We start from the raw sequence: 24579 nt of genomic DNA on the forward strand, positions 1-24579 counted from the left end.
ATATATAATGACTCAAGCATATTTATAACAACTAGCTTAACGGAGGGCTGGGGATTACCGCGTGCGGAAGCTATGCTGTGCGGTTGTGCAACAATTATAACTGATATAGAAGGACATAGAGATTACGGAGTAAATGGTGAACATTTTTTGATGGTTCCGCCAAATGACCCAAATGAATTAGCAAATGCCATACTTAAATTAATTGAGGATAATGAACTGAGGTATAGAATTTCAGAATCAGGTAACCAATTGATCAAAAAATTTACTTGGGAAAGCTCTTATAAACAAATGCAAACATATTTTAAATGAACGAAGAAATACATAACGCTTTCGAAATAATAAAAGAAGGAGGTATTATTTTATACCCAACAGACACCGTTTGGGGAATAGGTTGCGACGCCACAAATCCTGAAGCTGTTGCCAAAATATACAAACTCAAACAAAGAGCCGAAACACAAAGCATGATTGTTTTGATGAACGGAGAAAAAATGATGTACAATGTTTTTAAGGATATTCCTGAAGTAGCCTGGCAAATTATTGATCTGTCCGAAAAACCTACGACCATAATCTTAGACAAACCAAGAAATGTAGCTCCAAATTTAGTTTCAGGAGACAACTCATTAGGTATCCGCATTGTAAAAGAGCCTTTTTGCTTTAAGTTAATGGAAAAGATGAAAAAGCCACTGGTTTCAACATCAGCAAATATTTCGGGCCAACCTACCCCTATTGCTTTTAAAGATATTAGTCCAGAAATTATAAAAGGTGTAGACTATGTTGTAAATTTGCATCGCGACAAAATAGCCGGTAAACCTTCGACAATCATAAAATTGACTAATGATTCTCAGGTAAAAGTGATTCGGAAATAGTTTGCAGTATTCAGTTTCTAGTTTTCAGTTTAACAACTTTAGACTTTAGACTTTAAACATTTTTAAAATGAGCATTAAAACTTCATATAAAGAAGCCTTAAATAATAAAATTTTCGAAGTCATCTCTCAAGCTTCTCAAGAACTTAACGTGGATAGTTATGTAATTGGTGGTTTTGTTAGAGATTTACTTTTGAATAGAAACTTTAAAAAAGACATTGATATTGTTGCTGTTGGTAGCGGAATTGAGTTGGCTTTAAAAGTGTCTCAATTGCTTCCTAACAAACCAAAAGTTCAGGTTTTCAAAACATACGGAACAGCAATGTTACGTTTTGAAGATACCGAAATTGAGTTTGTAGGCGCCAGAAAAGAATCCTATCAATCTGATAGTAGAAATCCTATTGTTGAAAACGGTTCGCTTCAAGATGATCAAAACCGACGCGATTTTACAATCAATGCGCTTGCATTATCACTCAATAAAGACAATTTCGGAGAATTATTAGACCCTTTTAACGGTCTTGAAGATTTAAAAAACAAAATAATTAAAACACCATTGGATCCAGATATTACTTTTTCTGATGATCCGTTGCGGATGTTGAGAGGCATTCGTTTTGCGAACCAATTAGAGTTTGAAATCGAAGAAAATTCGTTTCAATCCATCAAAAAGAATGCAGATCGAATCAAAATTATCTCAGGAGAACGTATTGTAGATGAATTGAATAAAATACTTTCTACTGACAAACCTTCTATTGGGTTCTTATTACTATTCAAAACCGGACTTTTAGATCTAATTTTACCTGAATTAACAGCCTTAAATCAAGTAGAAGAAATAGAAGGTCACACCCACAAAAATAACTTCTACCACACGCTGGAAGTAGTTGACAATATATGCCCAAATACAGATGATGTATGGTTGCGCTGGGCTGCCTTATTACACGATATAGGCAAAGCTCCCACAAAACGTTTCACTAAAAAACAAGGTTGGACATTTCATGGACACGAATTTCTAGGTGGGAAAATGGCTAAAAAAATATTTGAACGTTTGCATATGCCGCTAAACCATAAAATGAAATTTGTACAAAAAATGGTCATGATGAGTTCCAGACCCATTGTACTTTCTCAAGATACCGTAACAGATAGTGCGGTGCGTAGATTGGTATTTGATGCGGGCGAAGATGTTGAGAATTTAATGACATTATGCGAAGCTGATATCACTACTAAAAACCCAAATAAATTTAAAAAATACCACAAAAATTTTGAAATAGTTCGCAAAAAAATTGTGGAAGTAGAGGAACGTGATCAGGTTCGTAATTTTCAACCTCCTATTACAGGAGAGGAGATTATGGAACATTTCAATATCAAACCATCAAGAGAAATTGGTATCATCAAAGAAGCAATTAAAGAAGCAATCCTTGAGGGTGAAATCCCAAATGAGTACGATGCAGCTTTTGATTTTATGCTAAAAAAAGCATCTAAATTAGGTTTAGTCAAAGTTTAACTATTGTGTATTCGTTTACTCCAATGAAATGAGATAATTTTACAAAAAAATACAATTCTTGTGCAAAAATACTTTTTAAAATCAGCAAAAATAGCTCTCGTTTTAGTTTATCTAGTCATCTTTGCAGGTGCCTTTGTTCGATTGACTGGTTCTGGAATGGGCTGCCCTGACTGGCCTAAATGTTTTGGTTATTATATTCCGCCAACAGACCAAAAAGAGCTTTTGTTTACACCGAAAAAAGAGTACAATAAAGGCCAAGTAATTATAAAAGAAGAATCATTATTAGTTGCTAAAGAGGATTTTGTTGCTAAAGAAAATTTTGAAACATCTAATTGGACACCTTATCAAAAACACGATTATGCCATTTTTAATCCTATTCACACTTGGGTAGAATACATCAATAGACTCTTTGGTGCCCTAGCCGGTATTGCATGTATTATAACACTAGTGCTTTCTTTTGGATATAGAAAACAACAAAAAAATCTTATTTACATGTCCTTTTTTGTGTGTGTTCTTATGGCATTTCAGGCTTGGCTAGGGAAAACAGTTGTAGATTCTGACCTGAGTCCGTATAAAATTACCACACACATGCTCGCTGCTTTGTTAATCCTAGCCATACAACTTGTGGTTATTTACAGTGTGAAAACAAATAACAAACCCGTGGTATTCAAAACAAAATTCAATACTATTTTACTTGTTTCGTTAGCACTAACAATCGTACAGATTGTATTGGGTACAGATGTAAGAGAACATGTTGACATTGTTTCTAAAACAGGAGCGCCAGAGGTCATGTGGCTTCAAAACCCAACTGTAGAATTTTACATTCACAGATCTTTTTCGATACTTGTACTGGCTATAAATGCTTATTTATTCTATATGAATAGCAAACTAAATTTAAATGCAAACAAATTAAAATGGGTCATGTTCCTGCTTGCTTTTGAAATTATTTCGGGCATTGCAATGTATTATTTTGATTTCCCTTTTGGTACACAAACCATACATATTGTTCTTGCTACCCTCCTTTTTGGGGTTCAATTTTATTTGGTTTTAGAGTCATATTCACAAAGAAAAAAATAACTTTAAAATCCGTTCTTGACTATATTGTCACATCTTTTTTTGCTTACTAATTATTAAAATGTCTAAACTTGCAGCTCAAGATAAATTTTTAGATTTATCAGATTACGGGAGATTTTTTGGAAAATTTCTTGCCAACCAATTAAAAGATACGCGCTTCACTCCCATTCATGTTACGGTCCTTTTTGGCATTTCTGGACTATTAGCCATTTATAGTATTTTGCAAGGACATTACTTTTGGGCTGCATTTTTCTTAATCCTAAAGTCAGGAATTGATGCTGCCGATGGTGAGCTTGCAAGGTTAAAAAAAACGCCTTCTTACACGGGTAGATATCTTGATAGCGTGTTTGATATTGTATTGAATTTTTTGTTTTTAATGACCATTTGCTATGTTTCTAAAACCACTTTACTTCCTACAATTTTAGCCTTTATTGGTATTCAACTACAAGGTACTTTATACAATTATTACTATGTTATTTTAAGAACAAAATCTGTAGGAGGGGATACCACAAGCAAAATATTTGAGCATAAATCTCCACGAGCTTTACCGGGAGAAACACAAAAATCAGTAGATATTTTATTCGCCATCTACACCATAGTTTATGGAGTTTTTGATAAAATCATACACGCTCTTGATCCTGATGCATACAAAGTAAAAACATTCCCTAACTGGTTTATGACCTTGCTTTCTATATATGGACTAGGCTTTCAATTGCTATTAATTGCAGTTTTACTTGCGCTTGACTGCATTGAGTACATCATACCTTTCTTTATCTTTTACACTACTTTTATTTTAGTCTTAATAGGTATTAGAAAACTTGTTTTTAAGGCATAAACCCATCATAGACAATATCTATACCTATTAACTAAAAACCACATTACCATAACTTTAAAACAAAACAATTGCAGCTATAATTTAACACCTTATTTCAAATCAACGCATGTTGTAAACAAGTATTAAATACTATTAGCTATTGGAATTATGCAATACATTTAAAGAATTGTATAACATTTAAACAACTAAATTTTACCAAATTTGTGAATAACAAATAGTAATTTTAAAATTAGATATTATGCCAAATTCAAATGAAATTAAAGGAACCTGGAATGAGTTGAAAGGAAAATTAAAACAAAAATTTGCCGATCTTACTGAAGATGATTTATTGTACGAAGAGGGTAAAGAAGATGTAATGTGGGGTAAATTACAACAAAAATTAGGCAAGACAGAAAAAGAAATTAAATCTTTACTTGACTAGTTTTTGATTACAGGGACAAGTGTTTATAGTACCGTTTTTAAAATATTATTGATTTGAATTCTTTTTAAAAACGGTACTATAAACACTTTTTTTGGACTACAAAAAAACTATCCTATCCAAGTCTTAAAATCAGTTACTTTTTCACGACTTACAACTACCTCATCCTCTTTGTAAGTGGGTAAAACAACCTTCAATCTAGAGTTGCTATAAAGGACAATTTCCTTAATTGCTTTCATAGGAATTATAAACTTTCTGCTAATTCTAAAAAAATCTTTGGGGTCTAATTCCTGTTCTAAATTTTCTAGAGTAACATCTATTAAATAATTTCTGTTATCATACGTGTGAATGTATGTGCCTTTGTTTTCGCTAAAAAAACATTCAATTTCATCTATTGAAATTACTTTGAGATGCTGCCCTATTTTTACGGTAAAACGTTTTTTATAATTTTTTTCAAAAGGATTGGATAGCATCTTTTTGATTTGTTCAAAATCAATTGCGAGGTTTTGAATAGGTACTTCTTGTTTAGGCAAAAGCGATTTAAATTTGGCAACAGCCACTTCTAAATCATCCTCATCAATTGGTTTCAAGAGGTAGTCAATACTATTCAATTTAAAAGCCCTTAATGCATATTCATCATAAGCCGTTGTAAAAATTACAGCACTTTTAATTTCAACTTTTTCGAAAATCTCAAACGATAAACCGTCAGATAATTGAATGTCTAAAAAAATCAAATCGGGATGTTCGTTTGCAGAAAACCATTCGACCGCTTCTTCTACAGAATGAAGCATCGTTTGTACTTGTACGCCTAACTTTTCCACTTTACGTTGTAAAAGTCGTGCAGCTGGTTTCTCGTCTTCTATAATTAATGTTGTCATGAATGGTTATGCTTGCTTTATAAATGATTGTTTGGCTTTTATTGCTGAGTAAAAATAAGAATTTAGTTATTCCCAATTCGAGTTTTTTTGTTTCTCCATTAGTTCTTTGATTTTACGCTCTTCCCAATCGCGTCCTAAAAATACTGGCGGTAAAAAAACCGATAATCCATGTGCGGCTAAACCAATTCCCCAAAATAAAGCAGTAGCAAAATTTTTCCATTGAAAATAGCTTTCGTCTGGCTTCAGGTTTTGTGTATTCAACACTATAATCATTATATTAATGACTATGTAAACAATAAGGTGCGTATAAAAACCTTTAATTTTTCGAACTCTTTTTAGTGCATTATCGTACGCTATTTGATCTGTTGTTGTCATGATTACTCGTAGGTATTAGTTTTGTTTTTCTCTTCTTGAATGTATTGTTTGATTTTTCTTTCTTCCCAATTTTGTCCAAAAAATGGAAGCCAATTGAAAACTCTAATGGCGTGAAATAAAAGTCCAATACCCCAACTTCCGAAAGTCCAAAGGAAAAAAATGTAATTTGGAGAATACCTAAAATTTATTAGGATCAGAATTCCATTTACAAGTATAAATGAAGCAAGATGTGAATAAAACCCTTTTAACTCCTCCACTTGCTTTTTAGCGATTTGATACTGCTCAAATTCGCTATTGTTTGGTTTATTTAGTTCCATTTGTTTGTTTTGTTTTTGTTTAAAATCTGTTGAATTTTTTGTTCTTCCCAATTTTTGCCGTAGCCAAAGGTTTCGAGTGCGTGAAACGTGAGTCCCATTCCCCAGCCCAAAAGCGGGAACCAAAACCATTGAAAAGGATGCGGCGAACTCAGGTTAACGATGATTAAAATGGGGATTACAATACAGTACGAAATTAAATTTCCGTAAAATCCTTTTAATCTTTCTACTCTTTCTTTAGCTCTTGCATAGGCTAAATTTTCGTTGCTAATTGTATTTGTTTCCATAGCGGCTATTTGTTTGGTTAAAATAGGAATCAGCACTTTAAAGTCTGTTTCCGTTTGTTCTACTAAAACTTTTCTCTTTGATAGCAAGGCATAACGGCTCACAATGTTTTGCAATCCAACTCCTTGACGGTCTTGCAAAACCTCTTTTTTTTGCAAATTGTTTTGAACTACCAGGTAATTATCCTGAATAAAAATAGTTATTTGCAAAGGTTTATTTTCACTTACTACATTATGCTTGATGGTGTTTTCTAGTAATAACTGTAAAGATAATGGCACTACCCTAGCTTCTAAATTATCAAAATCAGTTGGTAATTGAAAGGTGATGCTGTTTTCAAATCGCATTTTCAATAAATTCATATAGGTTTTGGCAAAAGCCAATTCCTCGGCAACACTTACAAGCTCTTTGTCCTTTTGTTCTAAAACATAGCGGTAAATCTTAGATAAAGAGGTGGTAAAACGTTGTGCATTTTCAGGATTTTCTTCGATTAAAGAACTCAAAACATTCAAACTATTGAACAAAAAATGTGGGTCAATTTGGTTTTTTAAACTTTCGAATTTTGCATTGGCTGTACCAGCAATAATTTTTTGTTCCTTGACTTTGTTCTCATTATACGCTTTGTAAAAATAAATAGCATGTATGGTTAGCGTAACAAAAAAAGTTATAATACTGGATACAATGTAGCTCTCTGGGTTTTCATTTTCCAAAAACTCTTGCAAACTTTTGTTGTTATAGACTACTTCTTCAAACAAGTGCAATAAAAAAATTACGATTAAAGACAGGACAACCGAGCCCGCAAAACCAACAAACAATCTCTTTTTAGAAAAACGTTCCACAAATAAAGCGTCCAATTTTATAAAAAAAAGTGCATTGGTACCATATAATGTGAGCGTATACAAAGCCGTGAACAAAAAGTGAGTTAGCAATCGCTGGTTAAATCCTATTGTACCGCCCATAACTACCGTAAATAATTGCATTAAGACAAAAATTACTAAGGTTAGTTTGAATGCTTTTTGTAATTGTTGAAGAAATAAGTTCATTTTATAAATTCTTTAGTTTCCTGCTAGCCACAGCAACGTCAATTGTTTTAATTTTATTTACAATTTTTTTGAGCCATTTGTGCTCTCTCTAATCCCCATGAAGGTGAAAAAACTGTTTCAGGTTTAAAAGTAGCAAAAAGTCCAATAGCTTTTTCAATTTGCGCACACATTGGTTTCGTATCCGTTCCCCAGAATTTCGCTCCGCCTATTTCAAATTCTGCTTTGCAAAACACTACTCTTGGGTTTTCAGGGGCAATGGCATTTGCTTTTGCGTACAATTCCATTACAGGTCCAGCTAATTTTTGTCCGTTTGTCATGGGATCAAAAGCAATCCAGGCAGTATGAATCATAGCTTGAACCACAAGCAACTCTGCATTATTAGGGTTTTTATCCATTTCAACATCAAGTGCTTTTTGAGCTTTATCAAGCAATAAACTTACTTGCTCTTTATCCTTTGTGCCAAAAGCAGCATTTGTATTTACCAGTGCCACATAATAATTAGGCAACCAGCTTGATTTTTCAGCAGCTGCAATTCTTTCAAATAAAGCCGATGCTTCGGTACTTTTTCCTTCACCCCACAATTGAAGTGCCTTACCCATACCTTGTTCAAATTGGCCTTGAGCCGAAATATAAGAACTGATAAACAATACGATGGTAACAATAATTTTACTCATAACTTTAGTTGTTTTAATTGGATTTTGGTTCATTGTTGTTTTCATAATTTTTTGATTTTAAGATTATTTGATATAATGTTTGAAACGCTTTGTTTTAATTACACTTCAAAAGTAGATTGCTTTTTAAAGCTTAAAAATTGATTCCTACCGAACTGTAGAATTTAATGGATGAGTTGTGTTTTGAATAGATATTTATTTGTAATTTTGATAAAAAGACTTGAAGATGAGCACTGCTGAATTAAAATTAAAATTATTCCGTGAAATCGATAATTTGGAGAAAACCAAACTAGAGAAAGTGTACGGGTTACTATTAAATTTTATTAATTCGGAGAATAATGGCAATGAATGGGAAGTAATGTCATTAGCTCAGCAACAAGGACTACAAGACGCAATAGAAGAACTGGATTCAAATTCTGGTCTTAATCATCAAACTGTTTTGGATAAATACAAAACAAGATATGAATAAGGCAATCAGGTGGTCTTCATTTGCTGACAAAGACCTTGCTAACCTATTAGAATATCTTGATGCAAAATGGAACAAATCAGTTTGTTTAAACTTTATTGACCATTTGGATTATTGCATTACTTTAATCCAAGAAAACCCTGGGCAATTCCCGTTTATCAATAAAAAACTCCAAATTAGAAAGTGTATAGTCACCAAACAAAATTCTCTTTACTACAGAGAAACAGACACTACTATTGACATTTTACGGCTTTATGACACCAGACAGCATCCTACAACTTTAATTTGAGATGAAAGTCTTAAAGTCTAAAGTCATAAAGTAACATGAGTTTACATATATCAGGCCTTTAGACCTTTGACTTTAAGACATTATGACTAATTTAAAGATTCCTTAACTGATTGTCTTTTTTATCGTTGCTGATGGTCCAAAAGAATCCTACGAAGAAAAAACGATCTGCGGTTGGAATGATTTCTCTACGGTTGTAAATGCCAGCGCTGTTTGGATTTTTAGCGTATTCGTACCCAAATACATTTTGAGTTCCTAAAATATTTGAGACAGAGAAATATAAAATTTTCTGCGGAGCCAATAAGTACGCCCAATTAAAGCTTAAATTGTTAAAATCTTTCGTTTTACCGTTCATGAATTTTGTTTCATTGGGATTGTTGTACGGGCGACCTGAACTGTAAGAATTCGTAAATCCTATCTGCGATTTCCAGTTTGTAATAAAGTATTTTGTAACGATCGACAAGCTGTGATCAGCAACAAAACTTGGTGTGACTGTGGCCTTGAAATTTCTATAATCTCTTTTGGTATCAATGTAGGAATAGGAAATCCAATACTCAAGATTTTTGATTGAATTGTTGTCGCGCCAAAACAAGTCCAAACCTGTAGCGTATCCTGAACCAGAATTATTAAAATTTGAATTAAATGCAGCTACATCAGTATCAAATTTTACCAAGTCACGATAGTTTTTGTAATAGGTTTCGGCTCTAAAAGTTTTTCCGTTTTTAGCATACTGAAAGTTTAAAAGATAATGTGATGCTTTTTCGCTTTCTAAAGGAGTATTTACGGTATACTTGAGGTAATCAGCGTTAGGAGTTTGAGTAAAATCGCCATAAGCAAATGAAAATTGACTGTTTTTAGCCATTTTGTATGCAAAAGAAACTCTTGGCGAAATAGCGTTTTCGTTTAAAACACTATTATTTGCTGCGCGTATTCCCACTTTTGCAGCCCATTTTTTAGAGAAGAAAATATCAGCCTCAGAGTACACTGCTGCTATGTTTGAATCATATCCACTGTTAAAAACCATACCTGAACTTTGGCTGAAATCTTCATGGAATTGGGTAACAAAATAATCAGCTCCAAAAGACAGTTTTAATCGATCTGAGAAACTTTTTTTCAACTTCACTTTAAAATGTGCTGCATTTTCTTCATTGTTCACTTTATCTGAATCTAAGTTTATGACATTGTTGCTGTAGCCATAACTCAATCCAGAGGTGATTTGCCAGTTGTTCCCAAAAACTCCTTTGTAAGACGTGTTAAAATAAAAATTGTTATTGTTTAAATCTACTCTTATTTTCTTTGGAGCATTGATGTTTTCTTGATTGATATCAAATTTTGAAGCGTCAAATGCAGCGTAAACTTTTAAAATTCCGTTGTTGAAATTATAGCGATACACCGTTTCTCCCGAAAGCGATTGAAAAGGACTGTTCCAATCTACGTTTTGAGGAATCGCAGCTTGATAAGGAGCAAGATTCAAATAATTAGCATTCACACTCAAGGAACTTTTTTTCCATTTTTGGGTATTCCCAATTCCTAAACCTACGGTCATCAAACTAATTTCGGTTTTGTTTTGATCTGGATTATCCTGCGTATTGAGTAACAACACACTGGATAATGCTTCGCCATATTCTGCAGAATAGCCACCGGTAGAAAAAGCGATTCCGCTAAATAAAAACGGTGAAAATCGGCCACGAGTAGGTAAATTGTTGGTAGTTGAGCCATAAGGTTGCGCTACTCTAATCCCATCTACAAATGTTTGTGTCTCATTGGCCTCGCCACCACGAACAAATAATCTTCCGTCTTCGCCTACTGTTTGTGTTCCTGGCAAAGTTTGCAAAGCCGCAATAATATTCCCTGCTGATCCTGCTGTGGTCACAATATCTAGAGGTTTTAACACCGAAACTCTCGATTTATCGCCCGCTTCAAATGTACCGGCAGTAATAACAACAGCATCAAGCGCTGTAACACTTGAACTTAGTTTAATAGTTTTATCCGTAAAAGTAGCCACATCAATTGCAGTTCTTGAAGTTTCGTAAATCAAAAAGCTAACTACTAAGGTTTGATTTCCCGTAGCTGTGGTTGTAAAACTAAAACTACCAGAATCAGAACTTGTAGCGCCGTCATAGGTTCCTTCTATAAAAATATTAGCCCCTGCAACAGGCTTTCCCTTCTCATCAACTACTTTACCTGATATTGTTTTTTGTGCCAAAAGAAACGAGCTAACTACTAAAAATAAAAATGTGAGTGTGGTTTTCATAATATTGTGATAATTTGATGACCCAAAAGTATCTCAGAAAAAAAGCTTTGAAAACAGAACCTTACTCAACTGTTGAAAATGGATGCTGAGTTGTGGGATTTTTAATTTTAGGCTATATTTACCTAGTTGCAAAAGATAAGTATGTTACGAAATACGTGAGGGATAGCAGTGAAAATCCTTTGCTGACCCGTTGCAAAAAAGGGACAGGAAAGATTGTAACGTATAGCCCGACCGGAGCTTTTGCGGAGGGCACGCCCAAAAAAATGAAACCAAATGGATTTGAAATCAGAAAAGGAAAAAATGATTGCTGGCGAATATTATTCGGCTGGTGATCCTACATTATTAAAAGACCGACGACGTGCGAAGTTATTATTGCATCGCTTGAATGTGACAGAGTATAGAATGACAAAAAAAGCGCGCGAAATTATTCAGGAATTGATTCCTAATGCGGGGACCAACTTATATATTGAGCCTCCGTTTCATTGTGATTACGGCTATAATATTGTGTGTGGCGACAATGTGTATTTTAATGTAAACTGTGTGGTGCTGGATTGTGCCACGGTAACTATAGGATCGAATGTTTTTATAGCGCCCAACGTGCAATTGTACACCGCTACGCACCCACTTGATGCGGAATTACGCAAAACGCTAGAAAACGCTTTGCCAATAACGATTGGCGATGATTGCTGGATAGGCGGCAATAGCGTTATTTGTCCTGGTGTAACGATAGGTGCGGGTTGTGTAATTGGCGCAGGATCTGTAGTGACAAAAGACATTCCGGACAATTCACTTGCGGTGGGAAATCCAGCACGGGTGATTCGGGAACTGAACGTTTAGTGAAATGCATCAAAGCGAATTTCCTTAAATAAATTTTATTATATTTGTTTGTAAATTAAAAACAAACATCATGAAACACCTTAAAACATTTCTAGTATTAGCACTTATTGTTGTTGCAAACTCAGTTTCTGCACAATCAACTTTTGATAAATGGCCAGCTATAAAAGAATTTCACGAAGTATTATCTGAAACGTTTCATCCTGCCGAAGAAGGAAAGTTAGCACCTATAAAAGCACGTTCTAATGAATTATTGGCAAAAGCTACGAAAGTGCAAAAAACTGAAATTCCAGCTGAATTTAAAACAGAAATTATTACAGAACTGGTAAACCGCTTGCAAGCCAATAGCAAATCACTGAACCAAATTGTTACCAATAAAGGTACAGATGCTGAGATTGTAAAATCGATCACGGGACTACACGATATTTTTCATGAAATTGTTGGTATCTGCTCCGACTCTAAAAAATAAAATACCAAGCCTAATCAAGTGATTAGGCTTTTTTTTTTGACATAAACTCAATTAGAAGTAATCTTATTTAGTTTTATTTTATAACTGATAAAAGTAGTTTTTATCCAAAAAAGAAAAAGCAAATATGTAGTTACCTTGACTACCAAGATAACAAGTAAAATAAAAATCTTATCAACAAATCGAAAAACTAAAATCGAAAACTGAAATTAAATTTTACCTTTGACCTTTCAATAAAAACAACGATTATGGTTTATAAATTTAGAGTCATTCTAGACGCCGAGGAAGATATTTTTAGAGACATTGCAATACTTGAAGACGATACTTTAGAGGATTTACATAATGCTATTTTCAATTCCTTTGGTTTTGACGGGATGGAGGTTGCTTCTTTTTATACGTGTGATGAAACGTGGAATCAAGAGGATGAGATTCCGATGTTTGATACTGGCGATGTTCCTGGTGAACAAAAAACCATGAGTGACTACAAATTATCAGAGATTTTAGATAAAGAAAATACGAAAATCATTTACGTATACGACTTCATCAACATGTGGACGTTCCTTGTAGAGCTTGCCGCTATTGAAGAACAAGTTCCTGGAAATTTCTATCCTGAAACTTTATTCTCTCACGGTGAAATGCCCGATGAAGCACTAGAAAAAAACTTTGAAGCCGATAATGCCGACGATTACAATGATGAATTTGAAGATGGTTTTGATGATGATGACTTAGACATGTTTGAAGGCGATGACAGTTTTGAAGACTACGGTTTTGAAGAGAATTGGAATTAGTTTGCAGTAAGGTTCTAAGGATTTAAGGTTCTGAGGTGCAAAGTTCTTACATGAATTAAATTTAATATTTTCACACCATGAGCAATTTTAGAAACCTGCTGATTTGGCAAAAATCAATGTCATTAACAACTAAAATTTATAATTCAACCAAGAAGTTTCCAAAAGAAGAAATATTTGCATTAACATCACAAATAAGACGAAGCTCAGTTTCAATTCCGAGCAATATTGCCGAAGGGTTTGGAAGAGAGAGCAGTAAAGAATATTTACGTTTCTTAAATATAGCCATTGGATCATTATTTGAATTACAAACACAAATAGAGATCGCAAAAAACATAGACTATTTAAACGAAGATGAATTCACTACGTTGTACGAAGATAGTCGAGAGATTGAACGAATGCTGGTTTCGTTCATCAATAAAATTAAAGAGAGAGATTAAAACCTTAGTAACTCAGCAACTTTTCACTTAGCACCTTAAAGAAAGAAATGATCAACTTATTTAACACCCATATCGAAAATTTATCCATTCACAGAGTGGGTAACAAGAGTAGAAACGAAGCTATTTTTTTATCTGAGCAACCGTATGCGTTGCAAGACGAAATTGTGCCTTTGATGAAAGAATTTTTCTTTAAACCTTTTAGAGAAAAAGAAGAAAATTATTATCAATTTGCTCATGAAATTGACTTAGACTACAATGACATGTTCAAATACGCCACTGAGATTTTTGACAATCCGAACAATGTACACGAGGTTTCAAAAAAAATCACCACGCATTTGTTTGAGCAGTCCAATCACCCACATATCAAAAACGGTGAGGTGTACGTAACCTATTTAACCAATTTAAGCATTGACAACAATGTAGTAGATGCTATAGGTATTTTTAAGAGTGAAATTCAGGCTGACTTTTTACAATTTGAAGAGAAAGCTTCTCAACTTGAAATGATTTTGCAGCAAGGTGTGAGTTTGAACAAGCTTGACAAAGGTTGTTTGATTTTTAATTACAAAAAAGAAGAAGGATATAAAATTTTGACCGTAGATAGCAACCGTTATGATGCAAGATACTGGTTAGAGCATTTTTTATCAGTAGATGCTTTTGAGGATGAAAATTTCATTACTAAAAAGTATTTGAAATTCTGTCAAAACTTTGCAAAAGATGTGGTTTTCCCTGCCGAAGACAAAAAAGAAGAAGTGATGTTCATGAACCGATCTGTGAATTATTTTGCCAAAAACGATCAGTTTGAAGAAACTAACTTTTTGAATGAAGTTTTAGACAATCCTGATTTGATCCCTGAATTCAAAAACTACAAAACCGACAAAGGCGAAAAATACAGTATTGAGGACGTTACCTCCTTCCCTATTGCTAATGCAGCAGTATCTGATGCCAGAAAATCAATAAAAAATGTTATCAATTTAGATACCCACATTCAAATTAAAATGGACTTTATTAATCCCGAAAGTGCAGAAAAATTTGTAGAAAAAGGATGGGATGAAGAGAAACAAATGTACTACTATTTAGTTTACTTTAACAAAGAGGAGAAAAGCTAATCGCATTAATATCTTAATAAGATTTTATAAAAAGGTCCGCCATTACAACCGTAATAGCGGGCCTTTTGATTTGTGAAATAAAAGAAAAAAACGAGTATTTGAAACTTACTTTATTCCTAAATTTACAGATTCAAAAATCAGTTCTAAATGTCACAATTTTTTTTCAAAGAAAGTCCTTTCAAAACTCTTATTTCGTTTCATAAACTCATTGATGGGCTTGAGGAAATTGCAAATAGCCCTATAGATTATAGAGCTAATTACGCCAAGGCATTGCTACAAGAAATCGCACCATTTCCTGAGTTTAAAACAGGTATTGAAGATTTTGAAATGATTTTTAAAAATAAAGAATTATTAGAAAACATATTAGCCGATTTATTTCCTACTGTATTAACTCAAAATGAAATCAAAGCTGTAACTATTCCGTTTCAAAATTTCACTTTTAATTATTCTAAGCGTTTTCAAAAAATAATAGAAAATGCAGGAACACCCTTTGACATGACCATTAGGGATTTTGATGAAGATCAATTTTATGTCATGAGTTGTATTTTAATTTTAAATTCGTTTTACAAACAAAATTTTGAATACAACAAGCCTTTGTTTTATGATATTCCAGATAAAAATGGGATTATGAAGCATTATCGAATTTTGTACAATGCTGATTTTATGGAAATCATTCCAACTTCAGATGTCCTCCCATTAACTACTAGCGAAATAGATTTGTTAATGGATAACTTTGATGACATTGCATTATGGAAACAAAAATTCCCTAAAGAAAGTTGGATCCTAAAAGGTTTTGGAATTGTATCCTTATTTGATGCTACAATTGAAAATGCGGTATCAAACTTAAAAAGTAACCTTTTAAAAACTAAAACAGAACCAAATGAGGATCCAGGAGATTTTGAAGGCATCTTTCGTTCTATTTTTAAAATCTCAGACTTAAAAGTTGGATTTATAATGTTTGACGAAGAAGAACAAAAATTTGTCAAACCACCTTATGATGTCACAGGAAGTTTCGTACTCCAAGATTTACCAGAGGTAGATTGTAATAATTCCCTATTTGGATGTTCATTAGAGAGTATTCTAAATCAAAACAAACCTTTTATTATTTCTAATGTGGAGCAGTTTGCCCAAGAGATAAACAATGAAAAACTAGGAAACTATTTGCTATCACAAGAAATCAAAAGTTGCATACTAGCACCAGTAATAAAAAATGGTAAACTATTAGGTATTATTGAGCTTGTTTCTAGCAAATCTAGAGCGTTAAACAGCATTAATGTCAATAATTTAAATATGATTTTACCCTATGTTATTGATACCTTAGAACGGTATAATGATGACATGCAAAATCAAATTGAAGCCATAATTCAGCGGGAATACACTGCCATTCACCCAAGTGTGTACTGGAAATTCAAAAAAGAAGCAGTTACTTATTTTAAAACTCAAACTAAAGATTACAACTTTAAAGAAATAGTTTTCAAAGAAGTCTATCCTTTGTATGGACAAATTGACATCAAGGGATCATCAAATCACAGGAATGAAACCGTAAAAGAAGATTTGAAGAATCAATTAAGCGCTTTAATTAAAATATTTGAAAACCAACAATCAAACACTAATCTTGTATTATCAGAGCAGCGCACTTATGAATTGCAAACTTTATTAACGCAACTAGATACTCCGTTAAAAGCCGATACAGAACAACAAATGCAGTTGTATATAGAAAATGAAATCCATCCTATTTTAAGAAATACTCTGCAGGCTGACAATCAAAATACACTCGAAAAAAATTATTTTGAAAGTCTAGATCCCAAAACGGGAATGTTTTATCATGCTAGGAAAAAGTTTGATAACGCCCTGTCAATCATTAATAAAAAACTGGCATCAATTTTAGATCAAAAACAAGCCGACGCACAAAATATTTATCCTCACTATTACGAACGTTTTAAAACGGATGGCGTAGAACACAACTTATACATAGGCGCTACCATTTCACCAAACAAAACTTTTGACACCTTGTATTTGCACAATTTAAGGTTGTGGCAATTGCAAACTTTATGTGAAATGGAAAAAGAGCACCATCAATTGAAATATTCATTGCCTTATGAACTAGATGTAACATCGCTAATTCTAGTTTTTAGTTCTCCAATTTCTATACGGTTTAGAATGGATGAAAAAAGATTTGATGTAGATGGCACTTACAATGCTCGCTATGAAGTGGTTAAAAAACGAATTGATAAAGCCCATATAAAAGGAACCTCAGAACGAATTACCGAAAAAGAGAAAATAACTATTGTATACTCACACAATAACGAAGAAACAGAATATCTCAACTACATTAAATTTCTACAATTCAAAAAAATACTTGAGCCCGGTATCGAACAATTTGAAGTTGAAGAGCTACAGGGTGTATCAGGATTAAGAGCAATACGTGTTAAAGTAAGTAATACGAGCCAAACTCAAATTGATACTAGTTATGAGTTTTATGAAAATAATTTAGATAAAGGGAATTAATGTTACCCCATTTTGAATGCAATTACAAATGCAATTACAGAAATTATTATTCCAATCATGAAAAAATTATAAGTCAATCGCAACAATCGGTATTTTTTTTCGAGTACCACACCTAGATAATATAAATCTTTAATCATAGAATTGTACAAATACTCTTTGTCTTTCATCATTTCATTCATAGCCCATTGGTATTCCTCCAAAGGCATTTTATAAAAATTACCAAAAAAAAGTAAATTCACTTTTTGATTTTCAATGTCTTGACGCGAAAAAACTCCTTTTGTTACTTTGGGCCTAGTGGATAAAATTGCAAAAATTATAGTTGTTACACTTGACATCAGCATGATAAAAGTAGGTATCATGAGATGTACATTTTTAGGGCTGTCTAGTTTAGGAATTAAAATGGATAACGCAATAGATATAATAATTGCATTTACAGATAATAATATATTGGCTTTACTATCAGCAATACCGCTCAAAGTAGTGTGATTATTGAGGGTAACCCTAAAAAGTGTATCAACGGCACGGTCTGGTTTATCTTCCTTTTCTTTTTTAGTTGGAACAAATTCTGGATCTTTACCCTTGGTCAATCCCATTTTTTTAATTTTCTTTTGAAGTTTTTTACTATTTTTTTCTTTTAGTGGTTGCCAATGTTCAAGGGCATAATCTGTGTAATAACGATGCGTATTGGAAAGGAAATCAATATTTTCGAGAATCCAATCTTTATCTGAGAATTTTTTTTGATCCAAACACGCCCATTCTTCTCGTAAATCATTACAAGTAGTAGCATAATTAGGTGCTGAAAGATGAAAACAATCACCATCCTTCATGATTTTTTCTAAGAGTGTTTGAGGTTCATATCCAAATTTAGTTGACATTATAAGTGAGGCTACCTGATCTATAAACTCAGATGACTTTTCCTTATCTGATAGAAAATCACGCATTAGAGACACACTAACTGCTTCATGATGATCATAACAATTTGTATATCCCGTATCATGAAACCAAGCCGCAATTTGTAAAGTTTCAAAATTTTTTACACTTACATTTTCCATTTTAGCAAGTAATGAAATGGCTTCAACAACCTGAACAGTATGCTGTAAATTATGATAGGTAAATGAGTTAGAAAGTTTATCTTTGAAGAGTTTTTCAACGTGACCCCTAGCTTGTTCTATTAAATTCATGGACATTTTTTTACACTACTAAATTATGAAATTATTTTCGGATAAATCTTCTAATTCTTTTTATATAACTGGAATTTCAATTCTGTTTGTTCTTTGTCTTTTTTCATCTTGTTCAACGTATCATGCACAATATGGGAAAAATGCAAAAAACCAAAATGAGAACGCAACAGATAGCCTAAAAATTGCACATACTTTTTATTTAATTGGTGATGCAGGAAACGCAAATGAACCAAAGGCGAAAGAAACGTTGAGCTTGCTTGAGGAGCAATTAAAAAAAGAAAATGCAAACAGCACATTACTATATTTAGGAGATAATATTTACCCAAAAGGATTACCAGACACCAATCCGGCAAATGAACGCTTAATTGCTGAAGAGAAACTACTAAATCAACTAAAATTATCTCAAAACTTTAAAGGAAAAATTATTTTTATACCAGGAAATCATGACTGGTACAATGGCCTGAAAGGGTTAGAGCGTCAAGGTAAATTTGTTACAGAATATTTGAAAGAAAAAAAATCATTTATGCCCAACAATGGTTGCGGTATTGATGAACTAGAAATCAATAAAAACCTCATTTTAATTGCAATTGACAGCCAATGGTTTCTAGAAAACTGGGACAAAAGCCCCACTATAAATGAGGACTGTAACATTAAAACAAGGGAAGCTTTTTTTGTTGAACTTGAAAATGTATTGTCAAAAAATCAAGAAAGAACCGTAATTATAGCAATGCATCATCCATTAATGAGTAATGGTTCTCATGGTGGACAATTTTCATTAGAAAAACAACTTTTCCCATTAGAGCAAAAAATTCCATTGCCAATAGTAGGATCACTCATCAATTTAGTTCGAAAAACATCTGGTATAAGTCCGCAAGACATTCAAAACAAGCAGTATGACCTGTTTATCAAACGCGTTAAAACATTGCTTCAAAACCATGAAAATTTAATAGTAGTTTCTGGTCATGATCACAACTTACAATATTTAGAAAGAGATAATATCAAACAAATTATTAGCGGTGCTGGGTCTAAATCTGAGGCAGCAAGAGCAATTTTAGAAGGAGATTTTTCGTATGGTAAAAATGGATTTGCCAAATTAATTGTTTTTGAAAATGGGCTTTCAAAAGTGATGTACTTTGGCAAAGAAAAAGAGTCTCTCATTCATGAAAAAATAGTGTTACAAGAAAAAAAAGATTTTGACACCAGTGTATTTTCAAAATCGTTTCCAAAAACTATAAATACAAGCATTTACAGTCCTGAGCAAACAAAAAAATCTGGGTTTTATAAGTTCTTTTTCGGTAATCACTACCGCAATTATTACAGCAAACTCATCAACGTTCCTGTAGCAACTATAGATACACTTTTAGGAGGATTACAGCCCAAACGTGCTGGAGGTGGACATCAATCTAACTCCCTTCAACTTTTTGATTCTGCTGGGAAAGAATATGTGATGCGCAGTTTAAAAAAGAGTCCTACTCGATTTTTACAAGCTGTAGCATTCAAAAAACAATTCATACAAGATGAATTTGAGGACACCTATGCAGAAAATTTACTTTCAGACTTTTACACCACAGCACATCCGTATACCCCTTTGGCAGTAGGTAACTTGGCCTCAAAAATAGGTGTTGCGCATACCAATCCCGTTTTATACTATATCCCTAAACACACAGCGCTTCAAAATTTTAATAGTACTTATGGCAATGAACTATATATGGTAGAAGAACGCGCAACTACAAATCAAATTGGTACCTCTAGTTTTGGAACACCACTAGCAATAGTCAGTACAGAGGATGTTTTAAAAAACATGCGAAAGGATGAAAAATACGCGGTAGATGAAAGTGAATACATCAAAGCGAGATTATTTGATATGCTAATAGGAGATTGGGATAGGCATGAAGATCAATGGCGCTGGGGCGAATATCACGAAAATGATAAAGTTATTTACAAACCTATTCCTAGAGATAGAGATCAGGCATTCAGTAAATATGATGGTGCATTGGTTTATGTGTTAATGAAAAACGTACAACTAAGACACATGCAGTCGTTTAAAAATAATTTGAAAAATGTAAAACTAATGAATAGAGAGGCTTATCCACTGGATTTGGCTTTTTTGAGGAAGTCTACTAAGGAGGAATGGATACAACAAGCAAAATTCATTCAAGATAACTTGACAGATAGTGCTATAGATGATGCTTTTAAAGTACTACCTAAAGAAGTTTTAGATTATACAATTACAGACATACAACAAAAATTAAAAACAAGAAAAAAAGAACTTACTCTTGCTGCTTCAACTTATTATGATGTATTACAACATACTGTATTACTGGTTGGTACTGATAAAAAAGACAAATTTGTAGTTCTAAATGAAGAAAAAAACAAAGTAATTATTCAAGTATTCCGAGTAAAGAAAACGGGGGAAGAACTGCAGTATTCCAGAAATTTTACTGCCAATAAAACTAAAAAAATATGGATTTATGGCTTAGATGATGACGATGAATTCATAGTAAAAGGAACATCAAATTCTGGAATAAAAATAAGATTAATAGGCGGTCAAAATGAAGACCTTTACACTATTGAAAACGGTAAACAAGTAAAAATTCATGATTTTAAATCCCGTACCAATTCGTACACTCTTGACTCAAAAACAAAGTTAAGGTTGATAGACGATTACGACAATAGCTTTTACGATTATAAAAAACCAAAATACAATTATTTTACTGGCTTACCCAACATTGGGTTTAACCCCGATGATGGTATAAAAATAGGAATAGTAGCAGGCTACATTGTAAATGATTATAAGCAAAATCCTTTTACTCATAAACATTCTTTAAAAACCAATTATTATTTTGCAACAAGTGGGTATGAGGCTATTTACAATGGGAAATTCCCAAAACTCTTTGGCAAATGGGATGCTGATCTTGAAGCCCGTTTTACAAGCCCTAACTTTACAATCAATTATTTTGGGTATGGTAATGAAACTAAAAACGATTCGGAGTTATTTGACATGGATTACAACCGTGTTCGAATTCGAATGATGAAAGTGATGCCATCCATTAATAAAATTGGTCTTAACGGTAGCAAGTTTCAGATACAATCTAGTTATGAAAGAATTACAGTAGAGGAAACTACCAATAGGTTTGTAGATTCCTCTCCCGAAGTAAATCCTAAAGCTTTTGAAAATCAGCATTTTGCTGGTGCAAGTGTGAAATACAGTTATGAAAACTATGACATCCCAGCATTTCCATCCATGGGAATGGGAATTAGTTTTACCGGAAGTTGGAAAATAAATCTAGAAGATTTAAAAAGAAATTTCCCTACTTTAGAAAGTAAAATAAACTTTAACCATAAAATAGATGCTAAGGGAAAACTAGTTCTTGCCACAATCCTTAGAGGAAAAGCAGTACTGAATAATAATTTCGAATTTTATCAAGGCGCAACTCTAGGTGGTGATTATGATTTAAGAGGTTTTAGAAATGAACGTTTCTTGGGGAATCAATCTTTTTATCATAGTAGCGATATCCGTATGAATCTTGGTAAAATAAAAAGAAGCGTTATCCCAATGACTTTTGGTATTTTAGGTGGTTATGACTACGGACGCGTTTGGCTAAAAGGAGAAAACTCTGAAAAATGGAATCAATCCATTGGCGGAGGGATTTGGCTTAACGGTCTCAATGCACTTACAGCTCGCATCACTTATTTTAAAAGTGCAAGCGAGGAAGCTCGTATTGCCTTTGGTTTAGGATTTGGTTTTTAGTTGTGTTAAAGTAGTTTTGTAAACCTTACCGCCATTACTTCCATATTTTTCATCAGCAAGTAGTATTTTGTCATTGTCTATAAATGTGGCTGCTTCTTTTTGAGAAAAATGGTTTAATTCTAGAACTGTTTGGGTACCGCTCAAGAAATCATCGCCTTTAAAATTTTCGAAAAGAATAATTTTATCATGCGTAAGCAAAGCTACCTTTGACTGATCAGGATTTATAATAGCACTCGTTATAGCACATGACTTATAGGTGTCACAGGTTTTAAAACTACCCAATAAAATCGCTGTATGATTTCCGGCTTGATTCGGTATTTTATAAATTAATGACGTACCATCAAATCCTTTACTTCTGTTTTTGGTAAACAAATAAAAATTGTTATTCATCTCAAAAAAACCTTCAACATCATACAACAACTCTTTTTTATTTGGAGGAAATTGTTTTTGTTCAGGATATGAAAATGATATTTTTGAAACGGGTGCAGCAGTAGCATTCAATAAAGAATTTTTGTCTAATTTATATATACATAAATCCCTGCGTTTATTGTCATTATTACCAAAATCACCGAGATATAAATTTCCGTTTTTATCCATTGTAACATCTTCCCAATCTGTGTTTTGAGCATCAGTTATGGATATTGTTTTTGTGATTTTACCTGTAGAGTTAATTTTATATAATGCGCTAGCATTGCCGCTATCTTCAATTGCCCATACGGATTCATCTTCTGGGGTATAAATAATCCCTGAAACTTCTTTGAGTTTCTTTGGTAAAGAATACAATTCTGTGATGGTATGTGATGGTTGCTCACAAGAAGCAAATAAAAGACTGATAAAAATATATTTTTTCATACTATATAAATTTGATAATCCATAAAAATCAATTCAAATATAACCAATACGCTCTAGTTAACAATTACTTTTTTAAAACCGTACTGTTTTTATAATTCCTTGTGATAAACTCAAAAGCGGCAACCATAATACTTCCCATTGATTTTGCTTTTTTAAAATTGAGATCTTTTGTATACCGGTACAACTCCATTTTTAATTGTTCCAAATGAATTTCGGTGGAAAGCGTATCCGCACTCATTATTTCGAGTAATCTGTTAATTCTGTTTTCTGAGGATAAAATTCTTTTGGCGAGAACTGCTCGTTCTTCATCTTTGTACTGCTCAATGGAGCTGGTTTGAAGCTTTTCTTTAACCAGTTTAACCATGGGGTAATTTTCTTTAAAAAATTGAGGCCTATATACTTTAAAATTCCCTTCGAAACATTGCTGATCAAAATCTATAGCACGTATTTTATAAACTACGTGATCAAAATCATGTATGGGAACAATGACATAATTATAGGCACGCATATCCCCTAACAATCGAATCATGCATCGTTCATTAAACTTTACAAACTCTTTGGCTATTTGAGCCTTTTCCGTTTCGGTACAATCAGCTAGCAAAGTTTTTATAAAAATATCTCCCGGGATTCCCATAATGTGTTCCTCAATAAGAGTATCATTATAAACCAAGAAATTGATTTTATCAGGTGAAAGAATATGTTCTAATTCCAACCCATAAACTCGTGAGGCATCCGCTTTTTTTACATAAAAATGAGTGTAATTATCATTTAATATGTTTCTAACTTTGATTCGAAATGGTTTAGAATTTCCAAAAGTGCAATAATCAATAGAGTCAATATTCAAAAATTTGAGTATTCCTAAATTTCCGTCAGAGTGTAGTAAGGAATATATCTTTTTTAAATTTAAGTCAATTTCCTCACGTTCAAACTCATTATAATACACCCTAATCCACAAAGTATCTTGGTCATTTTTATCATATACGGTCACAGAACCTGTAAAGCGTAATAAATCATCATAAAACACAGTTACTTTTGAAACCCTATCAAATCGTTCTAAATATTCTTGTAAAGAATTATTTATTGGATAAGACGGTTTTTTAAAAACCATAATAGGATCACTCATGAGTCTTTTTTATTCAAAAATACAATAAAAATGTATCTGAAGAACTTAATTCTTGTCTAATACATTGCATTTAAAGACCAAAACATTCTTAAAAGTAGTGCCCTAATTTAATATCTATGTGATTTTTTTTAAATAATTAACTAAATTTCAATAACATTATAAAGAGAAAATAATTACAAATTATAAGTTTTAAAAAGTAGGAATTGAGAATTTAAACTTTATATTTGATATTGTTGAAAATTCATATAAAAATAATAGTAAATTTTAGGTGAAGCA

24 protein-coding genes are annotated in these 24579 nt (G+C 32.8%); 15 read left to right on the forward strand and 9 right to left on the reverse strand.

From position 1 onward, the window contains the following. From FPG59_RS04865 to FPG59_RS04890, 6 genes are all read left to right on the forward strand, one after another. Nucleotides 1-309, forward strand: a 309-nt coding sequence (locus FPG59_RS04865; protein WP_176330697.1) for a glycosyltransferase family 4 protein, incomplete at its 5' end; no start/stop codon positions are given. Next, complete coding sequence (locus FPG59_RS04870; RefSeq protein WP_086453499.1) at nt 306-866, forward strand: L-threonylcarbamoyladenylate synthase; 561 nt, start codon at nt 306-308, stop codon at nt 864-866. The genes FPG59_RS04865 and FPG59_RS04870, both read left to right, overlap by 4 nt. 67 nt (nt 867-933) lie before the next feature. After that, nucleotides 934-2361 (forward strand): CCA tRNA nucleotidyltransferase, encoded by a 1428-nt coding sequence (locus FPG59_RS04875; RefSeq protein WP_086453500.1) that lies wholly within the window; start codon nt 934-936, stop codon nt 2359-2361. 60 nt (nt 2362-2421) lie between these two features. Beyond that, nucleotides 2422-3438: a heme A synthase gene (locus FPG59_RS04880; protein WP_086453501.1), complete on the forward strand. Its 1017-nt coding sequence runs from the start codon at nt 2422-2424 to the stop codon at nt 3436-3438. A 58-nt stretch (nt 3439-3496) separates the two neighbouring features. Next, nucleotides 3497-4270 (forward strand): CDP-alcohol phosphatidyltransferase family protein, encoded by a 774-nt coding sequence (locus tag FPG59_RS04885; protein WP_086453502.1) that lies wholly within the window; start codon nt 3497-3499, stop codon nt 4268-4270. A 238-nt stretch (nt 4271-4508) separates the two neighbouring features. Further along, a complete protein-coding gene (locus FPG59_RS04890) occupies nt 4509-4691 on the forward strand; it encodes a CsbD family protein (RefSeq protein WP_086453503.1) in 183 nt (60 codons plus the stop codon). Between the two features lie 107 nt (nt 4692-4798). Here the strand turns inward: FPG59_RS04890 and FPG59_RS04895 are convergent, their stop codons facing one another. The 5 genes from FPG59_RS04895 to FPG59_RS04915 form a co-directional block, all read right to left on the reverse strand. Further along, entirely contained in the window at nt 4799-5566 is a 768-nt protein-coding gene (locus FPG59_RS04895) for a LytTR family DNA-binding domain-containing protein (protein ID WP_086453504.1), read from the reverse strand. Nucleotides 5567-5632: 66 nt separating this feature from the next. After that, nucleotides 5633-5941 carry a 2TM domain-containing protein gene (locus tag FPG59_RS04900; RefSeq protein ID WP_086453505.1) on the reverse strand — a complete coding sequence of 103 codons (309 nt, stop codon included), beginning with the start codon at nt 5939-5941 and terminating at the stop codon, nt 5633-5635. A gap of 2 nt (nt 5942-5943) precedes the next feature. Next, nucleotides 5944-6258, reverse strand: coding sequence for a 2TM domain-containing protein (locus FPG59_RS04905; protein ID WP_086453519.1), 315 nt, complete (start codon nt 6256-6258; stop codon nt 5944-5946). After that, the gene (locus FPG59_RS04910; RefSeq protein WP_086453506.1) at nt 6249-7580 is read right to left on the reverse strand and encodes a 2TM domain-containing protein; all 1332 of its coding nucleotides are present in this window, start codon (nt 7578-7580) and stop codon (nt 6249-6251) included. Before FPG59_RS04910 ends, FPG59_RS04905 begins: the two co-directional genes overlap by 10 nt. A gap of 53 nt (nt 7581-7633) precedes the next feature. Next, a complete protein-coding gene (locus tag FPG59_RS04915; protein ID WP_086453520.1) occupies nt 7634-8254 on the reverse strand; it encodes a hypothetical protein in 621 nt (206 codons plus the stop codon). Nucleotides 8255-8477: 223 nt separating this feature from the next. On the opposite strand from FPG59_RS04915, the gene FPG59_RS04920 reads away from it, so the two are divergent. Together FPG59_RS04920 and FPG59_RS04925 are read left to right on the forward strand one after the other, a co-directional pair. Then, on the forward strand, nt 8478-8720 hold the full coding sequence (locus FPG59_RS04920) for a hypothetical protein (RefSeq protein ID WP_086453507.1): 243 nt from the start codon (nt 8478-8480) through the stop codon (nt 8718-8720). Beyond that, nucleotides 8713-9006, forward strand: coding sequence for a type II toxin-antitoxin system RelE/ParE family toxin (locus tag FPG59_RS04925; RefSeq protein WP_086453508.1), 294 nt, complete (start codon nt 8713-8715; stop codon nt 9004-9006). The genes FPG59_RS04920 and FPG59_RS04925 overlap by 8 nt, the downstream gene beginning before the upstream one ends. Nucleotides 9007-9097: 91 nt before the next feature. Here the strand turns inward: FPG59_RS04925 and FPG59_RS04930 are convergent, their stop codons facing one another. After that, nucleotides 9098-11257, reverse strand: coding sequence for a TonB-dependent receptor (locus tag FPG59_RS04930; RefSeq protein ID WP_086453509.1), 2160 nt, complete (start codon nt 11255-11257; stop codon nt 9098-9100). A gap of 279 nt (nt 11258-11536) precedes the next feature. Here FPG59_RS04930 and FPG59_RS04935 point away from each other — a divergent pair, with 279 nt between their 5' ends. The 6 genes from FPG59_RS04935 (at nt 11537) to FPG59_RS04960 (ending at nt 17396) form a co-directional block, all read left to right on the forward strand. After that, nucleotides 11537-12094, forward strand: a complete 558-nt coding sequence (locus tag FPG59_RS04935) for a sugar O-acetyltransferase (protein ID WP_086453521.1) — start codon at nt 11537-11539, stop codon at nt 12092-12094. 70 nt (nt 12095-12164) lie between these two features. Further along, the gene (locus FPG59_RS04940) at nt 12165-12560 is read left to right on the forward strand and encodes a hypothetical protein (protein WP_086453510.1); all 396 of its coding nucleotides are present in this window, start codon (nt 12165-12167) and stop codon (nt 12558-12560) included. 245 nt (nt 12561-12805) lie between these two features. Further along, nucleotides 12806-13345 (forward strand): hypothetical protein, encoded by a 540-nt coding sequence (locus FPG59_RS04945; RefSeq protein ID WP_086453511.1) that lies wholly within the window; start codon nt 12806-12808, stop codon nt 13343-13345. Nucleotides 13346-13422: 77 nt separating this feature from the next. Then, nucleotides 13423-13782 carry a four helix bundle protein gene (locus FPG59_RS04950; protein WP_086453512.1) on the forward strand — a complete coding sequence of 120 codons (360 nt, stop codon included), beginning with the start codon at nt 13423-13425 and terminating at the stop codon, nt 13780-13782. 47 nt (nt 13783-13829) lie between these two features. After that, the gene (locus FPG59_RS04955) at nt 13830-14888 is read left to right on the forward strand and encodes a nucleoid-associated protein (RefSeq protein WP_086453513.1); all 1059 of its coding nucleotides are present in this window, start codon (nt 13830-13832) and stop codon (nt 14886-14888) included. A 147-nt stretch (nt 14889-15035) separates the two neighbouring features. Continuing rightward, a complete protein-coding gene (locus FPG59_RS04960; protein WP_086453514.1) occupies nt 15036-17396 on the forward strand; it encodes a GAF domain-containing protein in 2361 nt (786 codons plus the stop codon). Nucleotides 17397-17398: 2 nt separating this feature from the next. On the opposite strand, the gene FPG59_RS04965 is transcribed toward FPG59_RS04960, so the two are convergent. Then, nucleotides 17399-18577 (reverse strand): Pycsar system effector family protein, encoded by a 1179-nt coding sequence (locus tag FPG59_RS04965; protein ID WP_086453515.1) that lies wholly within the window; start codon nt 18575-18577, stop codon nt 17399-17401. A gap of 25 nt (nt 18578-18602) precedes the next feature. On the opposite strand from FPG59_RS04965, the gene FPG59_RS04970 reads away from it, so the two are divergent. Beyond that, the gene (locus tag FPG59_RS04970) at nt 18603-22328 is read left to right on the forward strand and encodes a metallophosphoesterase (protein ID WP_086453516.1); all 3726 of its coding nucleotides are present in this window, start codon (nt 18603-18605) and stop codon (nt 22326-22328) included. Here the strand turns inward: FPG59_RS04970 and FPG59_RS04975 are convergent. After that, a complete protein-coding gene (locus FPG59_RS04975; protein ID WP_086453517.1) occupies nt 22311-23180 on the reverse strand; it encodes an SdiA-regulated domain-containing protein in 870 nt (289 codons plus the stop codon). The genes FPG59_RS04970 and FPG59_RS04975 overlap by 18 nt on opposite strands. A gap of 64 nt (nt 23181-23244) precedes the next feature. Further along, nucleotides 23245-24303, reverse strand: coding sequence for a hypothetical protein (locus FPG59_RS04980; protein WP_086453518.1), 1059 nt, complete (start codon nt 24301-24303; stop codon nt 23245-23247). Nucleotides 24304-24579 lie beyond the last annotated feature (276 nt).

This window comes from Flavobacterium sp. FPG59 (assembly GCF_002150205.1).
Lineage (GTDB): Bacteria > Bacteroidota > Bacteroidia > Flavobacteriales > Flavobacteriaceae > Flavobacterium.